Consider the following 23364-nt stretch of genomic DNA (forward strand, 5'->3'; position numbering starts at 1 on the left):
TCGATCAAATGAGTCGCGAAGGTCACAGAGCACTTCCGGATGGGGAATCAAGGGGGCAGGATGAGCAAGTTGGCGGCACTCAGTGCCGCCAATAGGCCCGATGGTCGACCCCGAGTGCACTCTCCTGAGCCAATTGGGGGAAGGTAGAGACAGTCAGGGCAACCTCGAAGATGAGGCACTACGTCGGTGAGGGAAGACGTGAGCGACAACTCTGTAGTACTGCGGTACGGCGACGGCGAGTACACCTACCCGGTGATCGACAGCACCGTCGGCGACAAGGGCTTCGACATCGGGAAGCTCCGCGCCCAGACCGGACTGGTGACGCTGGACAGCGGTTACGGGAACACCGCCGCCTATAAATCCGCGATCACCTACCTCGACGGCGAGGAAGGCATCCTCCGGTACCGCGGCTACCCGATCGAGCAGCTGGCGGAGCGCTCCACCTTCCTGGAGGTCGCCTACCTGCTGATCAACGGCGAGCTGCCGACCGTCGACGAGCTCTCGGTGTTCAAGAACGACATCACGCAGCACACCCTGCTGCACGAGGACGTCAAGAACTTCTACAAGGGCTTCCCGCGCGACGCCCACCCGATGGCCATGCTGTCGTCGGTCGTCTCCGCGCTGTCCACCTTCTACCAGGACAGCCACAACCCCTTCGACGAGAAGCAGCGCAACCTCTCGACGATCCGTCTGCTCGCCAAGCTCCCGACGATCGCGGCGTACGCGTACAAGAAGTCGATCGGCCACCCGTTCGTCTACCCGCGCAACGACCTCGGCTACGTCGAGAACTTCCTGCGTATGACGTTCTCGGTCCCCGCCCAGGAGTACGACCTCGACCCGGTCGTCGTCTCCGCCCTCGACAAGCTGCTGATCCTGCATGCGGACCACGAGCAGAACTGTTCGACGTCCACCGTCCGCCTGGTCGGCTCCTCGCAGGCGAACATGTTCGCGTCGATCTCGGCCGGCATCAACGCGCTGTGGGGCCCGCTGCACGGCGGTGCCAACCAGTCCGTGCTGGAGATGCTCGAAGGCATCCAGGCGGGCGGCGGCGACGTCGACTCCTTCATCCGCAAGGTGAAGAACAAGGAGGAGGGCGTCCGCCTGATGGGCTTCGGCCACCGGGTGTACAAGTCCTTCGACCCGCGCGCGAAGATCATCAAGGCCGCGGCGCACGACGTCCTCTCGGCCCTCGGCAAGTCCGACGAGCTGCTGGACATCGCGCTCAAGCTGGAGGAGCACGCGCTCTCGGACGACTACTTCGTCCAGCGCAACCTCTACCCGAACGTGGACTTCTACACCGGCCTGATCTACCGCGCCATGGGCTTCCCGACCGAGATGTTCACGGTCCTGTTCGCCCTCGGCCGCCTGCCGGGCTGGATCGCCCAGTGGCACGAGATGATCAAGGAGCCCGGCTCCCGCATCGGCCGCCCGCGCCAGATCTACACGGGCGTCGTCGAGCGCGACTTCGTCCCCGTCGAGGAACGCTGACGCCCGAAGCAAAGAAGCTGAAGCGGAGAAGCTGAGGCAAAAAAGAAGGCGCCCTGCCGCCGGTCCCCCCACGGGCCGACGTACAGGGCGCCTTCCCATGTCCCGGTGCGGATTCCCCCCACGGGATCCGGCCGGGCGTCTGTGAAGCCAGCGCCTGAATCGCTGTCGAACTGTCGAACTGTTGAAGCGGTCGAGCTGTCGAGTGCGACGAGAGTTGAGCAGAATGAGCAAAACTCGTCGTACTCATGGTTCTGCGGTCTGCCGGGACAACGCACGCTCGGGAGGGCCGCTCAAAGCTCCCCGGTGTACGTGGCCCCGGCAACGCAACTCTGAGGAAGTCCCCCAAGACATCCTCAGATGCCAGTTAACGCCCCCCAAGACGCTGCCTGACATCGTCAACTTAGACCTTCGAACCCCTTCGATGGTTACGTTCACATCACTGTGATCTGCGTCTCTTGCATATGTCCGTTAGATACGCAAGAGCCCCGATACAGCGATCGGGGCCCAAGCGTAAGGAAGATGCGCGAGCCTTGTGAAGAGCTTATGTGAGGCTGGCGCCGGACTCCAGAGGTGCTCTCACCTCGACTTCGACTAACCGCCGGTAACCCTGCCGCAGTTCAGCGGAACGTCCGCAGTCGAAGGCTGTTCGTCACCACGAACACCGACGAAAAGGCCATTGCGGCGCCGGCGATCATCGGGTTCAGCAGCCCGGCGGCGGCCAGCGGCAGCGCGGCCACGTTGTACCCGAAGGCCCACACCAGGTTGCCCTTGATCGTGGCCAGCGTCCTGCGGGACAGCCGGATCGCGTCCGCGGCCACCCGCAGATCCCCGCGCACCAGCGTCAGATCGCCCGCCTCGATCGCCGCGTCCGTCCCGGTCCCCATCGCCAGACCCAGATCGGCGGTGGCCAGCGCGGCCGCGTCGTTGACGCCGTCGCCGACCATGGCGACCGTCCGCCCCTCGGCCTGCAGCCGTCGTACCGCTTCCACCTTGTCCTCGGGCAGGACCTCCGCGATCACCTGCTCGATCCCGACCTCCCGCGCCACCGCCTGAGCGACCGCCCGGTTGTCCCCGGTCAGCAGCACCGGCGTGAGCCCCAGCGCGCGCAGCTCGCGCACCGCCTGGGCACTGGTCTCCTTGACCGCGTCGGCGACGGCGATGACACCGCGTGCCACTCCGTCCCAGCCGACCACGACGGCCGTACGTCCGCCGCTCTCGGCCTCGGCCTTGGCGCGGGCCAACTCCTCCGGGAGCCCGTCGAAGAGCCGCCCCACGGCCACCTCGCGGCCCTCCACATGCCCGCGCACGCCCCGCCCGGGCACGCTCTCGAACCCCTCGACCTCCGGAAGCTTTCCGGCCCGCTCCGCCGCGCCCACGGCGACCGCCCGGGCGACGGGATGCTCGGAGGCGTGCTCGACGGCGCCCGCGAGCCGCAGCACCTCCTGCTCGTCGGCGCCGGCGGCGACGTACACCTCATGGAGGGTCATCCGGCCGGTGGTGACCGTTCCGGTCTTGTCGAGTACGACGGTGTCGACGCGGCGCGTGGACTCCAGGACCTCCGGGCCCTTGATGAGGATGCCGAGCTGGGCGCCACGCCCCGTGCCGACCAGCAGCGCGGTCGGTGTGGCCAGGCCCAGCGCGCACGGGCAGGCGATGATCAGGACCGCGACGGCGGCGGTGAACGCGGCCACGGTGTCGCCCGTGACGCCGAGCCACACCCCGAACGTACCGAGCGCGATCAGCATGACGACGGGCACGAAGACCGCTGAGATCCGGTCGGCGAGCCGCTGCACCTCCGCCTTGCCGTTCTGCGCGTCCTCCACCAGCTTCGCCATCCGCGCGAGCTGTGTGTCGGCGCCCACGCGCGTGGCCTCGACGACGAGCCGCCCGCCGGCGTTGACCGTGGCCCCGGTGACGGCGTCGCCCACGCCCACGTCCACCGGCACCGACTCGCCCGTCAGCATCGAGGCGTCCACGGCGGACGCGCCCTCGACGACGGTGCCGTCGGTCGCGATCTTCTCCCCGGGCCGCACGACGAAACGGTCCCCGACGGCCAGCTGGGACACGGGGACACGGGTCTCACGGCCGTCGCGGAGCACGGCCACGTCCTTGGCGCCCAGCTCCAGCAGCGCCCTGAGCGCCGCTCCCGCCCGCCGCTTGGAGCGGGCCTCCAGATAGCGGCCGAGCAGGATGAAGGCGACGACGCCGGCGGCGACCTCCAGATAGATCGTGGAGGCGCCGTCGGCGCGCGAGACGGTGAGACTGAACTCGTCGTGCATGCCCGGCATGCCCGCGTCGCCGAAGAACAGCGCCCACAGCGACCAGCCGAACGCGGCCAGCGTGCCGACCGAGACCAGCGTGTCCATGGTGGCCGCGCCGTGCCTGGCGTTCGTCCAGGCCGCCTTGTGGAAGGGCAGCCCGCCCCAGACGACCACGGGCGCGGCGAGCGTGAGCGCCAGCCACTGCCAGTCGTCGAACTGCAGGGCCGGGATCATCGACAGCAGTACGACCGGCACGGCGAGCAGGGCGGAGACGGTGAAGCGCTGCCGGTAGGAGGCCAGTTCGGGGTCTTCCGCGGCCTCCTCCCCGGCGGGCTCCGGCTGCGGCGGGGGCGGCTCCTCGGCCGTGTACCCCGTCTTCACCACGGTGGCGATCAGGTCGCCGACCTGGATGCCCGCGGGGTAGGTGACCTTCGCCTTCTCCGTCGCGAAGTTCACCGTGGCGGTGACGCCGTCCATGCGGTTGAGCTTCTTCTCGACGCGGGCCGCGCAGGAGGCGCAGGTCATCCCGCCGATGAGCAGCTCGACCTCGGAGGCGTCCGCTGCCGCGGGTATCGGTGCCGGTGTCTGAGTGGTGGTGCTGCTCATCTCGGGTTCCCCGGCTCTCGTCAGACCTGGCCGACGAGTTCGAAGCCCGCCTCGTCCACGGCCGCGCGTACGTCGGCCTCGTCGAGCGGGGCGGCGGAGACGACGGTGACCTCACCGGACGCTGCGACGGCCGTCACCGAGCTGACGCCGGAGAGTTCGAGGATCTCGCCGGAGACGGAACCCTCGCAGTGCCCGCAGCTCATCCCGCTCACCTTGTAGACGGTGGTGACGGTACCCGGGGTGTCGGTCTGGGCGGTCATGTCGTTCTCCTCGTCGAGGCGTGTGGGGCTGCGGGGGCCCACGAGAGGCCCTCCATTTCTCACACTATACCCCTAGGGGGTACCCAACCAAGGGGAGGCTCGGCGGTCAGGCGGTTCGCGTCGTGGCGGTGTCCGTGCCCTCCGGGGCGCCGAGCCGGTCGCCGACCAGGGGTTCGAGATAGCGGATCAGTACGTGCTTGATCTCCTGGATGTACGCGTCGCGCCCGGCACCCTCGTGGGCGAGGACCAGCTCCAGGCCCGCCTTGTACACGCCGAGGCAGACGTGTGCGGTACGGGTGACGTCGGCCGGGGGTGCGTCCGGCAGCAGTGAGAACAGCAGCCCCTCGATCCGGGAGGCCAGCGTCGCGTGCAGGGCGTCGTGTTCCTCGGCGATCCGGCCGGGGATGTCGGGGCCGTGCATCAGCGCGAAGAACACCGGGTGATCGCAGTTGAAGGCGATGAACCGGTCCACGGCGGCGCCGACCGCCTCCTCCAGCGGGGTCGCCGGGTCGACCGGGGCGAGCGCCTCGCCGTACGCCTCCCGCATCTCGTGCATCAGCCGGTCGCCGAGCTCGATCGCGATCGCTTCCTTGTTCGGGAAGAACTGGTAGAGCGTGCCCGGTGAGACGCCGGCCTCGCGGGCGATGGCGTTGGTGCTGGCGGCCGTGTAACCGGTGGTGCAGAAGACGGATGCGGCGGCTTCGAGGAGCTGGGCGATGCGGCGCTCGCCGCGGGCCTGGCGGCGGCGCGGCTGTTCCTTCTGCGGGTTGTCGGGCACGCGTTATCCCCAGGTCCGAGAACGTGATTGACAAACACGAGTGATCGCTCGCATTCTGGATCCAGGTGAAACGCGAGCACTCTCTCGTGTTTGCCAGTTTATGGTTTCCACGGTGAAGGGGACACCGCACGATGACCGAAGTCAACAAGCCACCGCGGCTCGGCGGCTGGACCCGCTTCGTGACCGCCCGGCCGCGGTTGTCGCTGCTGGTGGCCCTGCTGATCACCGCCCTCGCGGTGCTGGCCGGCAGCGGGGTCGCCGACCGCCTGGGCAGCGGCGGCTGGGAGGACCCGGACGCCCAGTCGACCTATGCCACCAAGGCGCTGGAGCGCGAGTTCCCGGCCTCCCAGCCCAACCTCCTGTTGCTCGTCGACTCGGGCCGCTCCTCGGTGGACGCCCCGGCCGTCGCCGCCGAGGCCCAGCGCCTCACCGCGCGCCTGGCCGGTGAGAAGGGCGTCATAGGCGTCGGCTCCTACTGGCAGTCCAAGTCACCCAACCTGCGGGCGAAGGACGGCCACGAGGCGCTGATCGCCGCGCACATCACGGGCGACGAGAAGGCGATGGGCGACACCCTGGACCGCCTCGCGCCCCACTACCGCGGCACACACGGCCCGGTGAAGGTGAAGGTCGGCGGCATCGTCGCCGTGCGGCACGAGATGCAGACGACCATCAAGGAGGACCTGACCCGCGCCGAGATGATCGCCCTGCCGGTGACACTCGTGCTGCTGGTCATGGTCTTCGGGTCGGCGATCGCCGCCCTGCTGCCACTGGGCATCGGCATCGTCGCGATCCTCGGTACGAACGCGGTGCTGCGCGGGCTCACGGAGTTCACGGATGTGTCCGTCTTCGCGATGAACCTCACCACGGCCCTGGGGCTGGGCCTCGCCATCGACTATGCACTGTTCATCGTCCGCCGCTACCGCGAGGAACTGTCCAGCGGCGCTGAACCGTTGACGGCGGTGGGCACCACCCTGCGCACAGCGGGCCGCACAGTCCTCTTCTCGGCGCTCACGGTCGCGGTCTCCCTGGCGGCGATGCTGCTCTTCCCGCAGTACTTCCTGCGGTCCTTCGCCTACGCCGGCATCGCCGTGGTGCTGCTGGCCGCCGCGGCCGCGCTGATCCTGCTCCCGGCGGCGCTGGTACTGCTCGGACACCGGGTCAACTCACTTGATCTGCGGCGCCTGTTCAGGCGCGGGCGAGCGGCCAGGACGTCGGGTGAGGAGGGCACAGCCTGGGCGCGCATGGCGACGCTCGTGATGCGCCGGGCCCCGTTCTTCGCCCTGGGGACCACGGCGGTGCTCGTCCTGCTCGGACTGCCCTTCCTGGGCGTGAAGTTCGGCACCGCGGACGACCGTCAGCTGCCTTCGACCGCGGAGTCCCACGTGGTCCAGCAGCACCTCCGCGACGGCTTCCCGGGCAGCCCCGGCGGCGGCCTGGAGGTGCTGGCCGAAGGAAAGGCGACCCCCGCGCAGTACACGGCCTACAAGGACCGGATCGCCGCCCTGCCCGGCGTGCTGAGGGTCGACGGCCCGCTGGTGAAGGGGCAGTCGGCATACTTCACCGTGCTGCCCAAGGGGGAGGCCGTGGACGACGCGGCCCAGCACCTGGTGGGTGAACTGCGCGCCACGGACGCCCCCTTCGACACCAAGGTGACCGGCACGGCGGCAGTCCTGGTCGACTCCAAGCACGCGATAGCCGAGCGCCTGCCCTGGGCGGCCGCCTTCATCGCGATCGTCACCCTGCTCCTGGTCTTCCTCCTGACCGGCAGCGTGCTGATACCGATCCAGGCGGTGGTGCTCAACGCGCTCAGCCTGACCGCCATGTTCGGCGCGGTGGTCTGGGTCTTCCAGGACGGTCACCTGTCCGGCCTGCTCGGCTTCACCAGCCCCGGCTCCATAGAGACGACCCTGCCGGTCCTGATGTTCTGCGTGGCCTTCGGCCTCTCCATGGACTACGGCGTCTTCCTGCTCTCCCGCATCAAGGAGGAGTACGACAGGACGGGCGACCACAACGAGGCGGTCCGGCACGGCCTGCAGCGCACGGGCGGCCTGATCACGGCGGCAGCGGTGATCCTCGCGGTGGTGATGGTCGCGATAGGCACCTCCCGGGTCACCAACACCAAGATGCTCGGCCTGGGCATAGCCCTGGCGGTGCTGATGGACGCGATGATCGTACGGAGCCTGCTGGTACCGGCGGTGATGAGGCTGACGGGGCGGGCGACGTGGTGGGCGCCGGGACCGTTGCGGAGGTTCCACGATCGGTTCGGGATGAGCGAAGGGGGCGAGGAGCGCCCCGTTGGGGGCGCGGGGAACGGCGCGACCAGCCACGATGTACCCGCAGACACAGACGGCGATGGGAGCCCACATGCGGGCAGTGGTGTTCGAGCAATACGGTGAGCCGGCCGACGTACGGGACGTACCCGACCCCCGCCCCGCCGACCACGGAGTGGTCGTACGGGTGGAAGCCACCGGCCTCTGCCGAAGCGACTGGCACGGCTGGCAGGGCCACGACCCGGACATCACCCTGCCCCACGTGCCGGGCCACGAACTGGCCGGTGTCGTCGAGGCGGTGGGCGACCGGGTGACCGCCTGGCACCCCGGCGACCGCGTAACCGTCCCCTTCGTCTGCGCCTGCGGCAGCTGCGCGGCATGCGCGGCCGGAGACCAGCAGGTCTGCGAGCGCCAGACCCAGCCCGGCTTCACCCACTGGGGCTCGTTCGCGCAGTACGTGGCGCTGGACCACGCCGACGTGAACCTCGTCGCCGTACCTCAGGAGCTGTCGTTCGCCACAGCGGCAGCGCTGGGTTGCCGGTTCGCCACGGCGTTCCGCGCGGTGGTGCAGCAGGGCCGGGTGGCGGCGGGGGAGTGGGTCGCGGTGCACGGCTGCGGGGGCGTGGGCCTGTCCGCGGTGATGATCGCGGCGGCGTCGGGGGCGCGGGTGATCGCGGTGGACGTATCGCCTCAGGCCCTGGACCTGGCGCGGAAGTTCGGCGCGGCGGAGTGCGTGGACGCGGCGCGGACACCGGACACGGCCGCGGCGATCCGCGAGCTGACCGACGGCGGCGCCCAGCTCTCCCTCGACGCCCTCGGCTCGCCCGTCACCTGCGCCGCCTCCGTGAACGGCCTGCGCCGCCGGGGCCGCCACATCCAGGTGGGCCTGCTCCCGTCACCCACCGGCACGACCCCCGTCCCGATGGCCCGAGCGATCGCCCTGGAACTCGAACTCCTCGGCAGCCACGGCATGGCGGCGCACACCTACCCGCCGATGCTGGAGCTGGTCGGGGCGGGGATGCTCCGCCCCGACCTGCTGGTCACGTCCACGATCACGCTGGACGCGACGCCCGACGCGCTGGCGGCGATGGGGACGGCGCCGGGAGCGGGTGTGACGGTCATCGAACCGTGGAGTTGAGGGCCGCCCACTCCCTGTCGAGGATGCCCATGACCACCTCGTCCACCCACTCGCCTTCGCGCATCTCCACCTCCCGCCGGACGCCCTCGGTCACGAACCCGGCCTTCTCGTAGACACGCAGGGCCCGGTGATTGTGGGCGTACGCCTCCAACTGGATCCGGTGCAGACCGAGTTGCGCGAAGCCGTACCCGATGATCAGCCGGGTGGCTTCGGTGCCGACGCCCCGGCCGCGACCCCGGGGGCCGATCAGCGTGCGGAACGTGCAGCTCCGCGCCCCCGGATCCCACTCGTACAGCACTACCTCGCCGAGGAGTTCGCCGGTGGCGGGGTCGGTGACGGCGAGGTCGAGCCGGTCGGGTGCCGTGGTCCGCTTGCCGTACCAGAACCGCAGCAGGTCCAACGTCAGCTCGGTGGATGGTTCGCCCGTGAAGCGGATGACCTCGGGGTCCTGGATGATCTCCCAGATCACGTCGGCGTCGGCCGAGGTGAAGGGCCGCAGCACGGTCTTCTCGCCGGTCAGGACGGGTTTCAAGGAGAAGTCACTCATGGGACGACTGTGCCCCACGGGGCAGGTGGGGCACAGGTCCTTTTTCAGGCGGGCAAGAGATCACGGGGCCGGGTGGTCACGGGCCTCGTCGTCTCTGCGGCCGCGGTTTCCCGGCCTGGAGGCGACCCACGCCCGGACCGTGTCCGCGTACCAGAAGGGCTTGCCGCCCTCGACATGGTCGGGCGGCGGCAGCAGCCCGTGCTTGCGGTAGGACCGCACGGTGTCCGGCTGCACCTTGATGTGCGCCGCAATCTCCTTGTACGACCAGAGCCTTCGGTCGGTCATGGGTGGCACCTCCCTGCGCGCACCGCGGGGGCGGCCTGGGGGCGGCCGTCGGGGGAGCCGGGCGCTGCGCTGGCGATCACAGGGCCGGTGCGTCACCAAGCCGGGACACACAGAGCCTGTGCCAGGTGAACGACGGTGAGTGCAGGGAGGGGAGGGCCTGTGCGTCGGGTGTGACGCAAGGGCCGCGTACATGCGACACGTGTGACAGGAAGAGGGTGAATGTGACACAAGTGCTGCAAAGGTGCGGGTGGGTTCGGAGGCGTGGCGCGTTGACATCGGCGAGGTGGGCCGGACCCGCTGCGCCGGGCCCGGCCCACCGGCTCCCCCGCTTCCCCGTGGCGGTGCCGTCGGAGACCTCCCCCCGGGGGTCACCGGCCGGACGATCAGCCTGCATTCAGCGGACCCTGCCGGTCTTGGAAAAAACCGCACTTCGCGTGGGCCTGAGCAAGAGACTCGTCGCCTCGCCGGTCATCCGGTCGGCCGCGGGCGCCCCCGGCTGCGACACCGGCGGAACCACCCGGGCCATGGTGAACTCCCGCGGAGTGCACCCCGTCATCGCCCTGAACTCCCCGCTCAGATGGGCCTGGTCGTAGAACCCGCAGATCGCCGCCGTCTCCGCCTGCCCGCGCCCCTGGACCAGCAGCCGTCGCGCCCGCTGCAGCCGCAGCACGCGTGCCGCGACCTTCGGGCCGAGCCCGATCTGCTCACGGAACCGGTTCTCCAGCTGCCGCACGCTCCACCCCACCTCATCGGCGAGCGACCGCACCGGCACCGCACCCCATGTGCGCACCAGTTCAGACCAGGCCCGCACAACCCGTGACGAACTCGGCGTCCCGGCCTCCGACCAGCGCACCAGCACATCGTCGAGCAGCCCGAACCGCTGCTCCCACGTGGGCAACGCGGCCAGCGCGGCGGAGAGTTCGCGGATGGTGTTCCCCAGGACGTGCGGCAGGTCGTCGGGGTCGATGGTGCGGTCGATGAGTTCGTACAGCGGCGTCCCGAAGAGAGTGAACGACGCCCACGGCGCCATCAGCACCTCGATGCCGGACAGCCGTCCGCTGTGCTCACCGACGGCGGATGTGGTCGTGGGCCCCGCATACACAGCCGCGAGGGTCACGGGCGCCCGGCCTGCCCGAGTGACCCGCACCGGCTGCTCAAACCCGAGGAACAAGGTGGCCGCCCCGATCGGCGCCTCCAACCGCCGTCGAGGCCGGTCAAGCGCAAGCCGAATCCCGCGGTAACTGATGACACCGGGCTGCAACTGAGGATGGGGGCTCGCAAGCACGGTCTCCCACGACCCCCAGGGCCCCTGCCCCGACCGAACCCGCACGGCACTTGTCATCCACCCATGCTGCAACGCCTCAAGGGGCGCGGGGAACTGCGCGACAAGCCCCAAACAACCCGCACTCGCACACACGCACAGAACCCGGCACCCCAATAGGCGCTCCTACGCCCCGCAAGACCTCAAAAACGCCCGAGTCCGCTGAGCAATCGGCAGAGGCTTGTCCGGCTCACAGGGGTACATGTCCTGCTCGACGATCGCGAACAGATCCACGTCCAGCTTCTGCGCAGCTTCCAGCACGGGCCCCAACGCCGGTACCCCGGCAGGGGGTTCGCACATCACACCGCGCGCGACCGCCGGCCCGAACGGCACGGCATTCGCCCGCACGTCGGCAAGGATCTCCGGATCCACCTGCTTCAGATGCAGATACCCGATCCGCTCCCCATACGTCTCGATCAGCTTGACGCTGTCCCCTCCGCAGTACGCGTAGTGCCCCGTGTCCAGACACAGCGACACCTGATCGGAGTCGGTTCCGTCGAGGAACCGTACGACGTTCTCCTCGCTGTCGATGTGCGTGTCGGCATGCGGATGCACGACGATCTGCAACCCGTACCGCTCCCGCACCTCACGCCCGAGCCGCTCGGTGAGCGAAGTGAGATTCCGCCACTGCTCGGCCGTCAGCGTGTCCGGCTCCAGCACCTCACCGGTCTTGTCGTCCCGCCAGAAGGACGGAATGACCACCAAATGAGACGCACCCATGGCCTGCGCGAGCACCGCGTTGTCCGCGACATGCGCCCAGGTCTTCTCCCAGACCGCCTCGCCGTGGTGCAGGCCGGTGAACACGGTCCCCGCCGACACCTTCAGACCGCGCCGGGAGGTCTCCTCGGAGAGCACCGCCGGATCAGTCGGCAGATACCCGTACGGGCCCAGCTCGATCCACTCGTAGCCGGACTGCGCGACCTCGTCGAGGAAACGCTGCCAGGGGACCTGCTGCGGGTCGTCGGGGAACCACACACCCCAGGAGTCGGGAGCCGAGCCGATCCGGATGCGGGACAGTGAGGACTGAGGTGACAACGACGTCATGCCGGTCAGCTTCCGGGCGCGGGTAAGCGCTGTCAAGGTGTCGTCCGAATGTCTGGACAAAACATTGACAGGGTTCCTCGTGCGGGGCTAAAAACGCGGGGAGAGGCGTAACGAAGGGAAGTCGATGGCGTACGACCTGATCACCATGGGGCGGATCGGAGTGGATCTGTATCCGCTGCAGACCGGTGTCCCGCTGCCGCAGGTGACGAGCTTCGGCAAGTTCCTCGGCGGCTCGGCGACGAACGTCGCGGTTGCCGCGGCCCGCCTCGGACGCCGTACGGCGGTGATCACGCGCACCGGTGACGACCCCTTCGGCGCCTACCTCCACGAGGCTCTGCAGGGCTTCGGCGTGGACGACCGCTGGGTCACCCCGGTCGCGGGTCTGCCCACCCCGGTCACGTTCTGCGAGATCTTCCCGCCGGACGACTTCCCGCTGTACTTCTACCGGCAGCCCAAGGCCCCCGACCTGGAGATGGACGCCCACGAGCTCGACCTCGACGCGATCCGCGACACCCGTATCTTCTGGGTCACGGGCACCGGCCTGAGCGAGGAGCCCAGCCGTACGGCGACGCTGGCGGCCCTCGCCCACCGGGCCAAAGCCGGCACCACGGTCTTCGACCTCGACTGGCGCCCCATGTTCTGGAAAGACACAGCCTGGAAAGACACAGCCCGGCAGGACCCGGCCGACTCCGCCCGCCCGTTCTACAAAGAGGCCCTGCGCCACACCACCGTCGCCGTCGGCAACCTCGACGAGGTGGAGGTCGCCACCGGAGTGCGCGAACCGCAGGCCGCCGCGCAGGCGTTGCTGGACGCCGGTGTCGAGCTCGCGGTCGTCAAGCAGGGTCCGAAGGGCGTCCTCGCCGTCAACAGCAAGGGCGAGTCGGCCGAGGTCCCGCCGCTCCCGGTGAGCGTCCTCAACGGTCTCGGCGCCGGCGACGCCTTCGGCGGCTCCCTCTGCCACGGTCTGCTGGAGGGCTGGGACCTGGAGACGATCATGCGGCACGCCAACGCGGCCGGCGCGATCGTCGCCTCCCGCCTGGAGTGCTCCTCCGCCATGCCGACCGCCGACGAGATCGAAGCCGCCCTCAAGGCCGGAGCGGTGCTGTGAGGGCGGGCCGGGTCCACGGGGCCGCGGACGACGAGACGGGCGGCACGGGCTGCCTGGGCATGACCGTGACCCCGAGGGCGGCCACACCCGCGCACGTCGACGTCGGCGAACTGGTCCGCCTGCGCGCCCAGCACCCCGAGGCGGTCGCCGAGGCCGCCGCCCGCCGCACCCGCAGGCCGCTGCTGGGCGCCTCGGGCCGTCTGATGATCGTCGCCGCCGACCACCCGGCCCGCGGCGCGCTCGGGGTCGGTGACCGCAGGTTCGCCATGGCCAACCGCGCCGACCTGCTCGAACGCCTCTGCCTGGCGCTCTCCCGCCCCGGCGTCGACGGCGTCCTCGCGACCGCCGACATCCTCGACGACCTGCTGCTGCTCGGCGCCCTCGACGGCAAGGTCGTCATGGGCTCGATGAACCGCGGCGGCCTCCAGGGCGCCAGCTTCGAGCTCGACGACCGCTTCACCGGCCACCGCGCCGAGGACATCGAGCGGCTCGGCTTCGACGCCGGCAAGCTGCTCCTGCGGATCGACTACGACGACCCGGGCTCCCTCACCACGCTGGAGTCCACCGCCCGCGCCATCGACGACATGGCCGCGCGCAGACTTCCCGTCTTCGTCGAGCCGTTCATCAGCCGCCGTACGGACGAGGGGAAGCTCAAGAACGACCTGTCCGCCGAGGCCGTCACCAAGTCCATCGCCATCGCGAGCGGGCTGGGCGGCACCTCCGCCTACACCTGGCTCAAGCTGCCGGTCACCGAGAACCCCGACGACATGGCCGAGGTCATGGAGACGTCCACCCTCCCCGCCGTCCTCCTCGGCGGCGAGGTCGGCGACGATCAGGACGGCGCGTACGAGAAGTGGCGCGGCGCCCTGCAGCTCCCCACGGTGCGGGGCCTGGTGGTCGGCCGTTCGCTGCTGTACCCGGCGGACGGCGATGTGGCCGCCGCCGTGGACACGGCCGTAGGACTGCTGTGAGGGGCGGATGTACCGTGCGAACAGGCACCGAAGTCACCACAGCCGAGTTCCAACTCCCGGGTGGGGAAGGAGTGTTCGCGGCGGCCGCCGGCTTCGCGTACGCACCCCGTGACGCCCGGGTCCAGATCGCCTCCGGCGCGGGAAGCCGCTTCGCCCTGGCAGGAGCGAAGTGCGAGCGACGACTCCCCGCCCGCTACGGCCCCGCGCCGGAGGTCTCCACGCGTGAACGCCGGTGTCAGCCGGCGCGTACCCGTGTCCATCGATGAAGGAGGGATGTCGATGACCTCGACGACGAGGCTCACGGTCGCGCAGGCACTCGTACGCTTCCTCGCCGCCCAGTACACCGAGCGCGACGGCGTCCGGCAGCGGCTGATCGGCGCCACCTGGGGCATCTTCGGCCACGGCAACGTCGCCGGAATCGGCCAGGCGCTCATCGAGTACGCGGATGTCATGCCGTACCACCAGGGCCGCAACGAACAGGCCATGGTGCACGCGGCAGTGGGTTATGCCCGCCAGTCCAATCGCCTCTCCACGCATGCGGTGACGACCTCCATCGGCCCGGGGGCGACCAACCTCGTCACGGGCGCCGCCCTCGCCACCGTCAACCACCTCCCGGTTCTGCTCCTCCCCGGCGACGTCTTCGCCGCGCGCCCCGCCGATCCGGTCCTCCAGCAGCTCGAAGTCCCGTACGCCGGCGATGTGTCGGTCAACGACAGCCTGCGCCCGGTGTCGAAGTACTTCGACCGCATCACCCGCCCGGAAGCCCTCATCCCTTCGGCCCTGAACGCCATGCGCGTGCTGACCGACCCCGTCGAGACCGGCGCCGTGACCCTGGCCCTTCCGCAGGACGTCCAGGCGGAGGCCTACGACTGGCCGGACGACTTCTTCGCCGAACGCACCTGGGTCGTACGGCGTCCGGGCGCCGACCCGACCGAACTCGCCGAAGCCGTAAGGGTGATCAGGGACGCGCGCAGGCCGCTGGTCGTCGCGGGCGGCGGGGTCCACCACAGCCGCGCCGAGGAGGCCCTCGCGGAGTTCGCGGAGACCACCGGCATACCGGTCGCCTCCACCCAGGCCGGCAAGGGGTCCTTGCGGTACGACCACGCCCAGGACGTCGGCGGCATCGGGCACACCGGCACGGCGACGGCCGACGAACTCGCCCGCACCGCCGACCTGGTGATCGGCGTCGGCACGCGGTACACCGACTTCACCACGGCCTCCGGCACCCTCTTCGCCGGCGAGGGCGTGCGCTTCCTCAACCTCAACATCGCGCCCTTCGACGGCCACAAGCTCGCCGGTCTGCCGCTGATCGCGGACGCCCGCAGCGGCCTCCAGGAGCTGACCGAGGCCCTCGACATGCACGCGTACCGGGTCACGGCCTCGTACGTCACCGAGTACACCGAGGACAAGGAGCGCTGGGAGCAGCGCGTCGACGCCTGCTACGAGGCCGACGAGCCGGACGTACGGCCGACACAACCGCAGGTCCTCGGCGCCCTCGACGCGATCGTGGACGAGTCGGACGTGATCATCAACGCGGCCGGATCCCTCCCCGGCGACCTGCACAAACTGTGGCGGGCGCGCTCGCGGGACCAGTACCACCTGGAGTACGGCTACTCCTGCATGGGCTACGAGATCCCGGCCGCGATCGGCGTGAAGCTGGCCGCCCCCGAGCGGCCGGTCTGGGCGCTGGTCGGCGACGGCACGTACCTGATGATGCCGACCGAGATCGTGACCGCCGTGCAGGAGGGCATCGCGATCAAGGTGCTGCTGGTGCAGAACCACGGGTATGCGTCCATCGGCGGCCTGTCCGAGTCGGTGGGCGGCGAGCGGTTCGGCACGGCCTATCGCTACCAGTCGGACGACGGTACGTACACGGGCGCGCCGCTGCCCGTGGATCTCGCCGCCAACGCCGCCAGCCTGGGCATGCGCGTGCTGCGCGCGAAGACCGTGGCGGACCTGCGGGCGGCACTCGCCGAGGCCCGCGCCGCCGACACACCCACATGTGTCTACGTCGAGACCGAAACGGCCGACACTGTGTCGGGCCCGCCGCCCGCGCAGGCCTGGTGGGATGTACCTGTGGCCGAGACCGCGACCCGACCGTCCGCGGTGAAGGCACGTGAGCTGTACGAACGGCACGTCTCGACCCGACGCCGCCATCTGTGAAGGAGCAACTGGGCATGACGAAGATCGTCAACCACTGGATCGGCGGCAAGACCGTCGAAGGCGCGTCGGGCACGTACGGGCCGGTCACCGACCCTGCGACCGGCGCGGTCACCACCAAGGTCGCGTTCGCGTCGGTCGACGAGGTGGACGCCGCGGTCGCCGCCGCGAAGGACGCCTTCGCGACCTGGGGCACCTCCTCGCTCGCGAAGCGGACGACCATCCTGTTCAGGTTCCGGGCGCTGCTGGAGGCGAACCGGGACGCGATCGCCGAGCTGATCACCGCCGAGCACGGCAAGGTGCACAGCGACGCGCTGGGCGAGGTCGCGCGCGGCCTGGAGATCGTGGACCTGGCGTGCGGGATCACCGTGCAGCTGAAGGGTGAGCTGTCGACCGAGGTGGCCAGCCGCGTGGACGTCTCGTCCATCCGTCAGCCGCTCGGTGTCGTCGCCGGCATCACCCCGTTCAACTTCCCGGCGATGGTCCCGATGTGGATGTTCCCGATCGCCATCGCGACCGGCAACACCTTCGTGCTGAAGCCGTCGGAGAAGGACCCGTCGGCGTCCATCAAGATCGCCGAGCTGCTCGCCGAGGCGGGTCTGCCGGACGGCGTCTTCAACGTCGTACACGGCGACAAGGTGGCCGTCGACCGTCTGCTGGAGCACCCCGACGTCAAGGCGGTGTCGTTCGTCGGCTCGACCCCGATCGCCCGCTACATCCACACCACCGCCGCCGCCAACCACAAGCGCGTGCAGGCGCTGGGCGGCGCCAAGAACCACATGCTGGTCCTGCCGGACGCGGACCTGGACGCGGCGGCGGATGCCGCGGTGTCCGCGGCCTACGGCTCGGCGGGCGAGCGCTGCATGGCCATCTCTGCGGTCGTCGCGGTCGGCGCGATCGGCGACGAACTGGTGGAGAAGATCCGCGAGCGCGCCGAGAAGATCAAGATCGGCCCCGGCAACGACCCGACGAGCGAGATGGGTCCGCTGATCACCAAGGTCCACCGCGACAAGGTGGCGTCGTATGTCGAGGGCGCGGCGGCCGAGGGCGCCGAGGTCGTGCTCGACGGCACCGGCTACACCGTCGAGGGCTTCGAGGACGGTCACTGGATCGGCATCTCGCTCCTCGACAAGGTCCCGACCGGCGCGAAGGCGTACCAGGACGAGATCTTCGGCCCCGTCCTCTGTGTCCTCCGTGTGGACACGTACGAAGAGGGCGTGGCCCTCATCAACAGCTCGCCGTTCGGCAACGGCACCGCGATCTTCACCCGCGACGGCGGCGCCGCCCGCCGCTTCCAGCTGGAGATCGAGGCCGGCATGGTCGGCGTGAACGTGCCGATCCCGGTCCCCGTCGGCTACCACAGCTTCGGCGGCTGGAAGGACTCGCTCTTCGGCGACCACCACATCTACGGCAACGACGGCACGCACTTCTACACCCGCGGCAAGGTCGTCACCACCCGCTGGCCCGACCCGGCGGACGCCCCCTCCGGCGTCGACCTGGGCTTCCCGCGCAACCACTGACGCAGGAGTCAGGGGCCGTCCGCATCGCGGACGGCCCCATTTTTTTGCGCCTCGGGACTACGGTTCCCGTACGAGCGAAAGGCGGCGAATTCCCGCACGGTGTGCCGTATCCGTGACCGAAGACCCTTTTGATCTACGGATTCCGTAGGTAAACAGCTATTGACGCGCCGGTTTTCGTTGGGATTCCATCAGCGCAATCTGCTGCCCCTGGCGATCGGAACCGCGCATGACCGACACGCTCCGCCCTGTCGACACCGTCGTCGACACCCCCGACAGCCCGCAGAAGCTCAAGCGCTCGATCGGCGTGGTGGGCGGAACACTGCTGACCCTCTCGTGCGTGACCCCGGCCTCCACGCTCTTCGTGGTCGTCCCGGACCTGTTCGGCTCGCTCGGCACGGCCACCGCCCTGACGATCGCCATCGGCTCCCTCCTCTGTATCGCCGTGGCGTTCTGCTACTCGGAACTGGGCACCCTCATCCCCAGTGCGGGCGGCGAGTACGCGATGGTCTCGACGCTGGCCGGACGGCTCGCGGGCTGGCTGGTCTTCGTCCTCTCGCTCCTGGTCGTCATGATCGTCCCGCCGGTGATTGCGATGGGCACGGCGGACTACCTGGCACCGGTCGTGCACCTCGACCCGTCGATCGCGGGCGCCGGAGTGATGCTGCTCGCCACCCTCGCCGGCCTGCTGGACCTGCGCGCCAACGCCTGGATCACCGGCATCTTCCTGGTCCTGGAGGTCATCGCGGCGGCCGTAGTGGCGGTCCTGGGCTTCGCACACAGCGAGCGGGGCGTCGGGAGCCTGGTCTCCATGCAGGTGGCGGGCTCCGGCGGCCACACGGACACGGTGACGGCCATGCTGGTGGTGTCGGGACTGGCGATCGCCCTGTTCGTCACCCAGGGCTTCTCGACCGCCGTCTACCTCTCCGAGGAACTGGAGCACCCGCGCCGCAATGTCGCCCGCACGGTCCTGGCCACCCTCGCCATCTCCACGTTCATCATCCTGATCCCGGTCGTCGCGATCACCATGGGCGCCTCGGACCTCTCCACTCTCACCGGCGGCGACATCAGCTCCATGGTCACCGCCTGGTCCAACTCCGCCGTCGGCACCTTCGTCAGCCTCTGCGTGGCCCTCGCGATCATCAATGCGGGCATTGTCATGGTCATCCAGAACTCCCGGGTCCTGTTCGCCTCGGCCCGCGACAAGGCCTGGCCGGAGCCCGTCAACAACGTCTTCGCCAAGCTCGGCCGCTTCGGCTCCCCGTGGGTCGCCACCCTCGCCGTCGGCGTCCCCGGCGCCCTGCTCTGCTTCGTCAACCTCGACACCCTGTACGGCGTAACCGGCGTCTCGGTAACGGGCATGTACCTCCTGGTCGCAGTGGCCGCCCTCCTCTCCCGCCGAGGCACCCACAAGCACACCCCCGCCTGGCGGATGCCCCTGTGGCCCGCAATGCCGATCCTGCTGATCGCGGTCCTGGCATACATCCTCAGCCAGCAGGAGATCAGCTACCTGCTGTGGACGGGCGGCATCACCGCCGCAGCCACCCTCTACTGGGCCTTCTACCTCCGCCCCCGCAGGGACACACGGTGGCTCGTGTCGATCCCAGAGGACGCGCAGGCCTGATCGCCCCGCAGGGGCGTCTTAGGGGCGCGGGGAACTGCGCGACAAGCCACGACGAACCCGCACCCGGCAGACCACAGAAGCGACCGAGCTCGTAGCCGTACAGCAACCGCGGTACATGCCGATCGCCCGATACTCCCGCGGGAGGGCACCCCCCTCACCCCCGAGACTGCTCCAACTGTCAGAGACGCCCCGTACCGTTGAGGCATGGATCTTCGACTGCCCCGCCTGGGAGGGCTGCTCCGGCGGTCCCGGCGCCTGCTGGCCGCCGGGGCCGCCGTCGTGGTGCTCGCCGGTGCCGGGACATGGACGGCCGTCGCATCCGACGACGCGCCCGCGGTGCACCGAGCCGACCGGATCATGTCGATGAACGGCGTCCGCATCGACACCTCGTACTTCACGTCCGGCTCAAGCGGCGCACGCCACCCCGCCGTCCTGCTGGCGCACGGCTTCGGCGGCAGCAAGCAGGACGTACGGCAGCAGGCGGAGGACCTGGCCAGAGACGGCTACGCGGTACTGACCTGGTCGGCCCGCGGCTTCGGCAAGTCCACCGGCAAGATCGGCCTGAACGACCCCAAGGGCGAGGTCGAAGACGTCTCCAAGCTGATCGACTGGCTGGCGCAGCAACCCCAGGTCCAGCTCGACAAGCCAGGCGACCCTCGCGTGGGCGTCGCGGGCGCCTCGTACGGCGGCGCGATCTCGCTGCTGGCGGCGGGTTACGACCACCGGGTGGACGCCATCGCCCCGGCGATCACGTACTGGAACCTGGCGGACGCGCTGTTCCCGAACGGCGTGTTCAAGAAGCTGTGGGCCGGCATCTTCATCAACTCCGGCGGCGGCTGCGACAAGTTCCGGCCCGAGCTGTGCCGGATGTACGAGCGGGTCGCGGAGTCGGGCAAGCCGGACGCGCAGGCGCGTGAGCTGCTGGCCGCCCGCTCCCCGTCAGCCGTCGCCGACCGCATCAAGGTGCCGACGCTCCTGGTGCAGGGCCAGACGGACTCCCTCTTCCCCCTCGGCCAGGCCGACGCGGCGGCGAAGGCCATCCGCGCCGGCGGCGCCCCGGTCGACGTCGACTGGATCGCCGGCGGGCACGACGGCGGCGACATGGAAAGCAGCCGCGTCCAGACACGCGTGCGTGCGTGGTTCGACCGCTACCTCAAGACCGAGAAGAGTACGGACACTGGCCCGGCCTTCCGCATCACCCGCACCGGAGGCGTCGACTCCACGGACGGCGCGGCCGTGCTGCGGGGAGCGACCGCCGACACATACCCGGGCCTGGAGAGCGGACAGCGCTCCCTGCCGCTCAGGGGCACGGAACAGAGCTTCGCCAACCCGGCCGGCGCCAGCCCGCCCGCCGTCTCCGCCCTGCCCGGCCTCGGCGGCTCCGGCGGCCTCGCCCAGCTGTCCTCGTTCGGCGTCGGGGTGTCCCTGGACTTCCCCGGCCAGTACGCGCAGTTCGAGTCGGCACCCGTGAGCAGCGGCCTGCGGATCACCGGATCGCCGACGGTCACCGTCCATGTGAAGTCGACGAGCGACGACGCCGTGCTGTTCGGGAAGGTGTACGACGTCGGTCCCGGCAGCGGCTCGCCCGTGCTGCCCTCCCAGCTCGTGGCCCCCGTCCGCGTCGAGGGCGCGAAGTCCGGCAAGGACGTGACGATCACGCTCCCGGCCGTCGACCACGAGGTCGAGCAGGGCCACCGGCTGCGCCTGGTCCTCGCCTCCACCGACCTCGGCTACGCATCCCCGGCGGCCCCGGCAACGTACACCGTCTCCCTGAAGGGCGACCTGAAGGTGCCGACGGCACCCGGGGTGACGACCGCGGCCGCCCCGCTGCCGTCCTGGGTGTGGTGGCTCCCGCTGGCCGGTGCGGTGCTCGCCCTGGCCCTGCTGCTGACCGGCCGCCGCCGCACCACCGCGCCCGCCCCGGCCCCCGAGCTGGCTCAAGTCCCGCTCCAGATCACGGACTTGAGCAAGCGGTACGCCAGGTCGGCGGACCGTTATGCGGTACGGGACCTGTCCTTCCGGGTGGAGAAGGGCCAGGTCCTGGGCCTCCTCGGCCCCAACGGCGCGGGCAAGACGACGACCCTCCGCATGCTGATGGGCCTGATCAGGCCGGACGGCGGCGAGATCCGGGTCTTCGGCCAGGCGATCCGTCCCGGCGCACCGGTGCTGTCCCGGGTCGGCGCGTTCGTGGAGGGCGCGGGCTTCCTCCCGCACCTCTCCGGCCGCGAAAACCTGGACCTGTACTGGCAGGCGACGGGCCGCCCGCCCGAGGACGCCCACCTGGACGAGGCCCTGGAGATCGCCGGCCTCGGCGACGCGCTGGCCCGAGCGGTCCGCACCTACTCCCAGGGCATGCGCCAGCGCCTGGCCATCGCCCAGGCCATGCTCGGCCTCCCGGACCTCCTCATCCTCGACGAACCCACCAACGGCCTCGACCCGCCGCAGATCCGCGAGATGCGCGAGGTGCTGATCCGGTACGCGGCGGCCGGCCGCACCGTGATCGTCTCCAGCCACCTCCTGGCAGAGGTCGAACAGTCCTGCACCCACCTGGTCGTCATGGACCGCGGCCGCCTGGTCCAGGCGGGCCCGGTCGGCGAAATCATCGGCTCCGGCGACACCCTCCTGGTCGGCCTGGCGACCGACATCGCCGATCCGCTGATCGAGAAGGTGGCAGCACTGCCGGGCGTCGAATCGGCAGTACGGACGGACGGCGGCCTGCTGGTGCGTCTCGCTCCCGGCGAGGTGTCCGGATCGAACGGGGTCGCCGAAGTCACCTCCGGCGCGGCAGCCCCCCTAAGGGGCGCGGGGAACTGCGCGACCAGCCACGACGGCGCCGCAGACGAACAACGGCATACCGCGGCGCTCACCGCCGAACCGCCCGCAGCCACCGGCACAGGCTCCGCCGCCAGACTCCTCGTAGAGCTCGTGCGCCTAGAAGTCCCCGTCGCCTCCCTAGGCCCCCACCGCCGCCTGGAAGACGCCTTCCTCACCCTGATCGGAGGTTCCGCATGAGCACCCTGGCCGAGCACACCGACCCCCTTCACGCCGCCTCCGGCTACCGGGCCGGCCGCACGCTGCCCGTACGGGTGGAGCTGATCCGGCAGCTGAAGCGGCGCCGGACGCTGATCATGGCGGGGATCCTCGCCGCGCTGCCGTTCGTGCTGCTGATCGCGTTCGCGATCGGCGGCAACCCGAGCGGCCGCAACAACCAGGTGACGCTGATGGACACGGCCACCTCGTCGGGAGCCAACTTCGCCGCCGTCAATCTCTTCGTCTCGGCGGGCTTCCTGCTCGTCATCCCGGTGGCCCTGTTCTGCGGGGACACGGTGGCGTCCGAGGCGAGCTGGTCCTCCCTGCGCTATCTGCTGGCTGCCCCCGTCCCCCGCGCCCGCCTCCTGTGGTCCAAGCTCGCCGTCGGACTCGGCCTCAGCCTGGCCGCGATGATCCTGCTCCCGGTGGTGGCACTGGCCGTGGGCACGGCCGCGTACGGCTGGGGCCCGCTGCAGATCCCCACCGGCGGCTCGCTGGACTCGGGCACGGCGGCCCAGCGCCTGCTGGTGGTCGTGGCGTACATCTTCGTGTCCCAACTGGTCACCGCCGGCCTGGCGTTCTGGCTGTCAACGAAGACGGACGCGCCTCTCGGGGCGGTCGGCGGCGCGGTCGGCCTGACCATCGTCGGCAATGTCCTGGATGCCGTGACGGCCCTCGGCCACTGGCGCGACTTCCTGCCCGCGCACTGGCAGTTCGCGTGGGCGGACGCCGTCCAGCCGCACCCCGAGTGGTCCGGCATGATCCAGGGCACGGCGATTTCCATAACGTACGCAGTCGTGCTGTTCGCCCTGGCCTTCCGCGGTTTCGCCCGCAAGGACGTGGTGTCCTAGGTCAACGGAGGATCTCCCACCGGTCTCGACCGGCCATGATCGTGGCCGTCTTGAGATCCATCCGCAACACCCCGTGCCGCACATTCCGGCCCGCTGCGCCGTCAC

General features: G+C 70.1%; 17 protein-coding genes and 1 pseudogene. 11 read left to right on the plus strand and 7 right to left on the minus strand.

Features of this window, described 5'->3' with window-relative positions; all coding sequences use genetic code 11:
- Positions 1-198 precede the first annotated feature (198 nt).
- The gene (locus P2Q00_RS15185; protein WP_275773013.1) at positions 199-1488 is read left to right on the plus strand and encodes a citrate synthase; all 1290 of its coding nucleotides are present in this window, start codon (positions 199-201) and stop codon (positions 1486-1488) included.
- A 617-nt stretch (positions 1489-2105) separates the two neighbouring features.
- On the opposite strand, the gene P2Q00_RS15190 is transcribed toward P2Q00_RS15185, so the two are convergent.
- The 3 genes from P2Q00_RS15190 to P2Q00_RS15200 form a co-directional block, all read right to left on the minus strand.
- Positions 2106-4355 (minus strand): heavy metal translocating P-type ATPase, encoded by a 2250-nt coding sequence (locus P2Q00_RS15190; protein WP_275773014.1) that lies wholly within the window; start codon positions 4353-4355, stop codon positions 2106-2108.
- A 20-nt stretch (positions 4356-4375) separates the two neighbouring features.
- A complete protein-coding gene (locus P2Q00_RS15195) occupies positions 4376-4615 on the minus strand; it encodes a heavy-metal-associated domain-containing protein (protein ID WP_275773015.1) in 240 nt (79 codons plus the stop codon).
- A 106-nt stretch (positions 4616-4721) separates the two neighbouring features.
- On the minus strand, positions 4722-5393 hold the full coding sequence (locus P2Q00_RS15200) for a TetR/AcrR family transcriptional regulator (RefSeq protein WP_275773016.1): 672 nt from the start codon (positions 5391-5393) through the stop codon (positions 4722-4724).
- A gap of 131 nt (positions 5394-5524) precedes the next feature.
- On the opposite strand from P2Q00_RS15200, the gene P2Q00_RS15205 reads away from it, so the two are divergent.
- Both P2Q00_RS15205 and P2Q00_RS15210 read left to right on the plus strand, forming a co-directional pair.
- Positions 5525-7789: an MMPL family transporter gene (locus P2Q00_RS15205; RefSeq protein WP_275773017.1), complete on the plus strand. Its 2265-nt coding sequence runs from the start codon at positions 5525-5527 to the stop codon at positions 7787-7789.
- A complete protein-coding gene (locus P2Q00_RS15210; protein WP_275773018.1) occupies positions 7758-8801 on the plus strand; it encodes a zinc-dependent alcohol dehydrogenase family protein in 1044 nt (347 codons plus the stop codon). Before P2Q00_RS15205 ends, P2Q00_RS15210 begins: the two co-directional genes overlap by 32 nt.
- Here P2Q00_RS15210 and P2Q00_RS15215 read toward each other — a convergent pair.
- The 4 genes from P2Q00_RS15215 to P2Q00_RS15230 form a co-directional block, all read right to left on the minus strand.
- Positions 8782-9348, minus strand: coding sequence for a GNAT family N-acetyltransferase (locus P2Q00_RS15215; protein ID WP_275773019.1), 567 nt, complete (start codon positions 9346-9348; stop codon positions 8782-8784). The genes P2Q00_RS15210 and P2Q00_RS15215 overlap by 20 nt on opposite strands.
- Before the next feature lie 60 nt (positions 9349-9408).
- Positions 9409-9633, minus strand: a complete 225-nt coding sequence (locus tag P2Q00_RS15220) for a helix-turn-helix transcriptional regulator (protein ID WP_275773020.1) — start codon at positions 9631-9633, stop codon at positions 9409-9411.
- Between the two features lie 394 nt (positions 9634-10027).
- Positions 10028-10975 carry a helix-turn-helix domain-containing protein gene (locus tag P2Q00_RS15225; RefSeq protein WP_275773021.1) on the minus strand — a complete coding sequence of 316 codons (948 nt, stop codon included), beginning with the start codon at positions 10973-10975 and terminating at the stop codon, positions 10028-10030.
- Between the two features lie 105 nt (positions 10976-11080).
- Positions 11081-11998, minus strand: a complete 918-nt coding sequence (locus P2Q00_RS15230; RefSeq protein WP_275773022.1) for a sugar phosphate isomerase/epimerase family protein — start codon at positions 11996-11998, stop codon at positions 11081-11083.
- A gap of 124 nt (positions 11999-12122) precedes the next feature.
- Between P2Q00_RS15230 and iolC the strand changes: the two genes are divergently transcribed.
- From iolC to P2Q00_RS15270, 8 genes and pseudogenes are all read left to right on the plus strand, one after another.
- Entirely contained in the window at positions 12123-13106 is a 984-nt protein-coding gene (gene iolC / locus P2Q00_RS15235) for a 5-dehydro-2-deoxygluconokinase (protein ID WP_275773023.1), read from the plus strand.
- Positions 13107-13165: 59 nt separating this feature from the next.
- Complete coding sequence (locus tag P2Q00_RS15240; RefSeq protein WP_275773180.1) at positions 13166-14077, plus strand: Cgl0159 family (beta/alpha)8-fold protein; 912 nt, start codon at positions 13166-13168, stop codon at positions 14075-14077.
- Between the two features lie 2 nt (positions 14078-14079).
- Positions 14080-14307: pseudogene (locus P2Q00_RS15245) on the plus strand (5-deoxy-glucuronate isomerase); the annotation flags it as partial.
- A gap of 49 nt (positions 14308-14356) precedes the next feature.
- Entirely contained in the window at positions 14357-16240 is a 1884-nt protein-coding gene (gene iolD / locus P2Q00_RS15250; protein WP_275773024.1) for a 3D-(3,5/4)-trihydroxycyclohexane-1,2-dione acylhydrolase (decyclizing), read from the plus strand.
- Positions 16241-16254: 14 nt separating this feature from the next.
- Positions 16255-17757: a CoA-acylating methylmalonate-semialdehyde dehydrogenase gene (gene mmsA, locus P2Q00_RS15255; protein ID WP_275773025.1), complete on the plus strand. Its 1503-nt coding sequence runs from the start codon at positions 16255-16257 to the stop codon at positions 17755-17757.
- A 226-nt stretch (positions 17758-17983) separates the two neighbouring features.
- Positions 17984-19378, plus strand: a complete 1395-nt coding sequence (locus P2Q00_RS15260; RefSeq protein WP_275773026.1) for an APC family permease — start codon at positions 17984-17986, stop codon at positions 19376-19378.
- Between the two features lie 204 nt (positions 19379-19582).
- Complete coding sequence (locus P2Q00_RS15265; RefSeq protein ID WP_275773027.1) at positions 19583-22390, plus strand: alpha/beta fold hydrolase; 2808 nt, start codon at positions 19583-19585, stop codon at positions 22388-22390.
- The gene (locus P2Q00_RS15270) at positions 22387-23259 is read left to right on the plus strand and encodes an ABC transporter permease (protein WP_275773028.1); all 873 of its coding nucleotides are present in this window, start codon (positions 22387-22389) and stop codon (positions 23257-23259) included. The genes P2Q00_RS15265 and P2Q00_RS15270 overlap by 4 nt, the downstream gene beginning before the upstream one ends.
- The last annotated feature ends 105 nt before the right edge of the window (positions 23260-23364 follow it).

It is taken from the genome of Streptomyces coacervatus (genome assembly GCF_029223485.1).
GTDB lineage: Bacteria > Actinomycetota > Actinomycetes > Streptomycetales > Streptomycetaceae > Streptomyces > Streptomyces coacervatus.